4 protein-coding genes are annotated in these 3,111 nt (G+C 73.2%); all 4 read right to left on the reverse strand.

Features of this window, described 5'->3' with window-relative positions; genetic code table 11:
- Positions 1–81: 81 nt before the first annotated feature.
- Positions 82–492 (reverse strand): rhodanese-like domain-containing protein, encoded by a 411-nt coding sequence (locus tag ABZ434_RS33140; RefSeq protein WP_359144786.1) that lies wholly within the window; start codon positions 490–492, stop codon positions 82–84.
- The gene (locus ABZ434_RS33145) at positions 489–1,001 is read right to left on the reverse strand and encodes a cysteine dioxygenase (RefSeq protein WP_359144789.1); all 513 of its coding nucleotides are present in this window, start codon (positions 999–1,001) and stop codon (positions 489–491) included. Before ABZ434_RS33145 ends, ABZ434_RS33140 begins: the two co-directional genes overlap by 4 nt.
- Before the next feature lie 98 nt (positions 1,002–1,099).
- A complete protein-coding gene (locus tag ABZ434_RS33150) occupies positions 1,100–1,186 on the reverse strand; it encodes a putative leader peptide (protein WP_311307652.1) in 87 nt (28 codons plus the stop codon).
- A gap of 32 nt (positions 1,187–1,218) precedes the next feature.
- Positions 1,219–2,832, reverse strand: coding sequence for an FAD-dependent monooxygenase (locus ABZ434_RS33155; protein WP_359144792.1), 1,614 nt, complete (start codon positions 2,830–2,832; stop codon positions 1,219–1,221).
- Positions 2,833–3,111: the final 279 nt, after the last annotated feature.

Below are 3,111 nucleotides of genomic sequence, written 5' to 3' on the forward strand. Positions count from 1 at the left end.
CAACAGGTCAGGCCTCGGCCGGGAGCCCTGCCGCGCCCAACAGGTCACACCTCGGCCGGAAGCCCTGCCGCGCCCAACAGGTCAGGCCTCGACCGGGAGCCCTGCCGCGCGCCAGGCCTGGAAGCCGCCGATCAGGTCTGTCGCCCGGTACAGCCCGAGCCGGTGGAGCGACTCGGCGGCAAGGCTCGACGCGTACCCCTCGTTGCAGATCACCACCACCCGCAGACCGTGGCTCACGGCCTCGGCCGCGCGATGGCTTCCCTGCGGGTCCAGCCGCCATTCCAGTTCGTTGCGTTCGACGACCAGGGCCCCCGGGATCAGCCCGTCCCGCGCGCGCAGTTCCGCGTATCGGATGTCCACGAGGAGCGCGCCGTCCTCGGCCGCCGCCCGCGCCTCGTGCGGTCCGAGCCGCTCGTATCCGGCCCGGACCCGGTCCAGGAGCTCGTCGATCCCGACCGGGTTTTCGCCACCGTCGTGCCGTGCGTCGCTCACTGCCAGTCCTCCGGGCGTTCGGTCTGCTCGAGGCGGAGCACCGCGCCGGTGCGGCTGTAGCGCCGGATCTGTGGCAACGGCGGGTAGTACGCGTGGACGGAGACGGCGTGCTCCGTGGCGGATTCATTGAGCACCTCGTGGACGTGGTGCCTGCCGAACGCCTTGCCCTGACCTGCCGTCAACTCCCGTGAACGGTCGATGTCCTCGGCCAGCTCCAGCGTCTTCCAGCCGTCGGTGGGAAGCCGCGCCGCGAGCGAGTGCTCCTTCAGCGTGCCGGCGGCGGTGAGGAAGGCGCCGATCGATTCGGCATGGTCGTGCCAGCCGGTGCCGGTGCCGGGAGGCCAGCCGATCAGCCAGGCCTCGCTGCCACCGGGCCCGTCGAGCCGGATCCAGGTACGGCCCTCGGGGTCGAGGGGGAGCGAGGCGATGAGTGCGGTGTCGGCGGCGGCCCGGCGGACGAAGTCGAGCAGCTCCGCAGCGGTCGGACCGGAGGACGTCCGTACAGGCACAACAGGGGAGGGGGAGGCAGACACAGGGACCGTCCTGAGAGTTCGCTTGGAGGCTCCTGCCGCATGTCACAGCGCGCGGCGGAGCAGGAGGAGGCGATTCAGCAGGACGGGCGACACACGCAGCCCGCATAGCGGAGCAGGTCCATATGGACCCTCCGCCACAGGCGCACATCGGTGTCGGTCATGTTCCGGAGTAGACCATGTGCGCCCGCGGGGGTCAATTGACGTCCGCGGTCCGATCGGAGCGCGCGGAGGCGAGCGCCCCGCCGCCGCGCGCCGCGTCCGCTGCCGCGCGGAGCTCCGCCGGCCGGACCCCGCCGAACGACTCCACGAGGTGGCCGTCCGGCCTGATCAGCAGGACCGTGTGCGCGGAAGCACCCGGATAGCTCTCGGTGACCAGCAGTTCGGCCTTCACCGGGAGGGCGTCGACCGTCTCGACGAGCCGGGGCATGACCCCGGCCCGCATCCAGTGCCGCCGGTCCCAGACCCCGGTGCCCGGCGCGACGAGCACGACCAGCAGATGCCCTTGCCCCAGCCGCTCCCGCAGCCGTACGGACGTTCCGTCCGGCGCGGTGACCCGCACATCGGCGACCGGCGCACCGGGGGGCGTGCCCACCGAGGTGTGCGCCTCGGCGCGTGGGGGCGCAAGGGGGGAATGGGAGTAGGACGGGGGCGCACCGAGTGGGCCGCAGCCCAGATGTCCGTCGGTCAGCAGAGAGTCGTGCCCCCGTGCGCTCCCCGGGACCAGGGTCCGCAGGCCTCCGCCACCCCGCAGTATCGGCAGGGACTGGTCGGCGGCGCGCAGTCGCGAGGCGACCGCGGCCCGCCGCTCTGCCTGGTAGCTGTCGAGCAGGACGTCACTGACGCCGTGATGCCAGGCCAGCGCCAGCTTCCACGCCAGGTTCTCGGCGTCCCGCAGTCCCTCGTCGAGCCCCTGCGTACCGAGGGCGCCCAGCAGATGGGCGGCGTCCCCGGCCAGGAACGCCCGCTTCACCCGCCACCGGCGAGCGAGCCGGTGATGGAGCGTGTAGACGCCGGTGTCCAGCAGCTCGTACGGGGGTGTCTCGCCGCACCAGCCCGCCAGGGTGTCCCGGACCCGGGTGACCAGGGCGTCCGGCGTGACGAGCTCACCGCGGGGCGGCAGCAGCCAGTCCAGCCGCCAGATGCCGTCCGGCAGCGGCCGTGCGGTGACCTCGGCGCCGCCGGTGCGCCAGGGCGGCAACCGGTGAAGGAGGGCTTCGCCCGGCCACGGCAGCTCGGTGCGCAGCGCGGCGACGGCATGCCGCTCCACCGCCGTACGCCCGGGGAACCGGATGTCGAGGAGTTTGCGGACGGTGGACCGCGCCCCGTCGCAGCCGACCAGGTAACTCCCGCGCCACCATGTGGAGCCGGGCTCCCGTGTGTGCACCGTGACCCCGTCGGGGTCCTGCTCCAGTGTGTCGATGCGGCTGAGCCGTGCCGTCCGGACGAGTTCCTGCGCGGCGACCGCGTCCCGCAGCCCGCGTACCAGCGCGTGCTGCGGTACGTGGACGGGGGCGGCAGGCAGGCCGCCACCGGGAGAGCTCTCGGCGAGCGGCAGCTCCCGCACGAGCTGTCGGCGCCGCATGGACCGCCAGCCGGACCAGCGGAGCCCCTCGTCCTGAAGCGTCTTGCAGCCGAGCCGTTCCACCAGGGCGGCGGTGTCCTCACGCAGCACCACCGTGCGGGCCGGGCGCGTCTCGTCCTTGCCCGGATCCTCGTCGAGGAGCACGGACGGCACCCCCTGCGCCGCGAGGGCGAGCGACAGCACCAGGCCGACCGGCCCGGCACCGACGATGATCACCGGGTCCACGGTGCGGCCCCCGGAACACCTGTGGTCGGACGCGGGGAGACGTACGAGAGGGACGAGGAGGCCGGGGCGGCCCCAGGGGTGGAGGGCAGCGTCGAAGGAGATGCGGCGGCGGAGGCTCGGGGCGCGATCACAGAACGTATGCAACCTACTGCCGGTGCGTGCGTCAAGTGACACCGGAACGCGGCGAGGGGCGGGGGGGGCGGGGGCCCCCCCCCCCCCGGGGGGGTGTGCCTCCACGTTGAGTACAACCTAGTACACCACTCACACCACATACAAACA

Origin of the sequence: Streptomyces sp. NPDC005761, assembly GCF_040630635.1 — a bacterium.
In the GTDB taxonomy this organism is placed as follows: Bacteria; Actinomycetota; Actinomycetes; order Streptomycetales; family Streptomycetaceae; genus Streptomyces.

Coding starts and splice junctions, on each gene's coding strand:
- ABZ434_RS33150 (WP_311307652.1), bottom strand. CDS start 1,186: ATGACCGACACCGATGTGCGCCTGTGGCGGAGGGTCCATATGGACCTG.